We start from the raw sequence: 1,213 nt of genomic DNA on the forward strand, positions 1-1,213 counted from the left end.
GCGCCCAGTTCGGCTCGGGAAGCCGGCGCAGGCCCTGCTTCACCCCCGCCCTGGCGAACAGCCGGCTCTCCAACACATCGTCGGTCAGGTCGCCCGGCAGCGGCCAGCTCAGCTCCGCCGCGGCCGCCCGCTTCAGATTATCCTGCACGGTGCTGCGCGCTATTCCCAGTCTCTGCGCAATCTCGCGGGCGCTCGTTCCGTCACCGGCAAGCCGCAGCATTTGTCGTAAGTGTCTCATGGTCAGCCTTCTCTTTGCCGGCATCACGCGTCCCTTGTTCAAAAGGACCGTCATGCCAAAGTTGCTGACCCAGATGTGTTCTCTTTAGCCTCGTTAAAGTGGCCGGATATTAATCGGAATCGTGGCCGGCTTCATTCCGGAATGGTGGCCGGCTTCAAGTTGGAATACCCGGCCGGATAACCTCGGAATCCACGCTCAATCAGACTGAAGAAGGAATGTCACCGTCGTGGCAACCTTCGTCCGACCGGTTGGAGTGCGGGCAAAACTGTGAAGTTTGATAGGTATCTTAGAGGTGTCAGCCTCTGTATCGTCAGAGCCTTATCCTAAAAGGGGACTTGCGATGCTAGCGATGCAATATGGTGCTGCGTTTGATCCGGAAGAGGTTGGCTTTTGCGCAGTGCCCGGCGGAAGGATTTGGTTCAGGCTGAGTGGAAAGGCGCATTTCGCAGCCGGTGCCACCCCTATCCTCTGTATCCACGGCGGACCCGGTCTATCGCATCACTATCTCCTCACGCTCGCAGCGTTGTCCGACACGCGGCCGGTTATCCTTTACGATCAGCTCGACAGCGGAAACTCCGATATGCCAGGGGACGAGGCAAATTGGCGCCTTCCGAGATTCCTAGATGAAATCTCATGCCTTCGAAGTCGTCTGAACCTTTCGGTCCTGGACGTCTTTGGAAGCTCCTGGGGGGGCACTATCGCGGCGGAATACGCTATTTCCAAGCCCGATGGGTTGAGAAGCGTGATCCTGGCGAGCCCTGTTATCGACGTGGCGCGTTGGGTCCAGGATTGTGAGGCAATGCGTTCCAGGCTCGATCCTGCGTTACGCTTGATGCTCGACAAGCACGAGCAGGAGGGCACGGTCGAAAGCACTGAGTACCAAGATGCAGTCCTCCACTTCTACCGTCGCCACCTCTGCCGTCTTGACCTGTGGCCTTGGGAGCTGGACCGTTCCTTTGAGCTCTTCAATTATAC

The 1,213-nt window shown here is 58.0% G+C and carries 2 protein-coding genes; one reads left to right on the forward strand and one right to left on the reverse strand.

The features are described 5' to 3' along the window. On the reverse strand, nt 1–292 hold a 292-nt coding region (locus CEV33_RS00395), incomplete at its 3' end, for a helix-turn-helix domain-containing protein (protein ID WP_235818317.1). A gap of 286 nt (nt 293–578) precedes the next feature. Between CEV33_RS00395 and CEV33_RS00400 the strand changes: the two genes are divergently transcribed. Continuing rightward, the coding region (locus CEV33_RS00400; protein ID WP_141211518.1) for an alpha/beta fold hydrolase at nt 579–1,213 on the forward strand (635 nt) is incomplete at its 3' end.

Origin of the sequence: Brucella grignonensis (assembly GCF_002252505.1) — a bacterium.
Taxonomy (GTDB): Bacteria; Pseudomonadota; Alphaproteobacteria; order Rhizobiales; family Rhizobiaceae; genus Brucella; species Brucella grignonensis.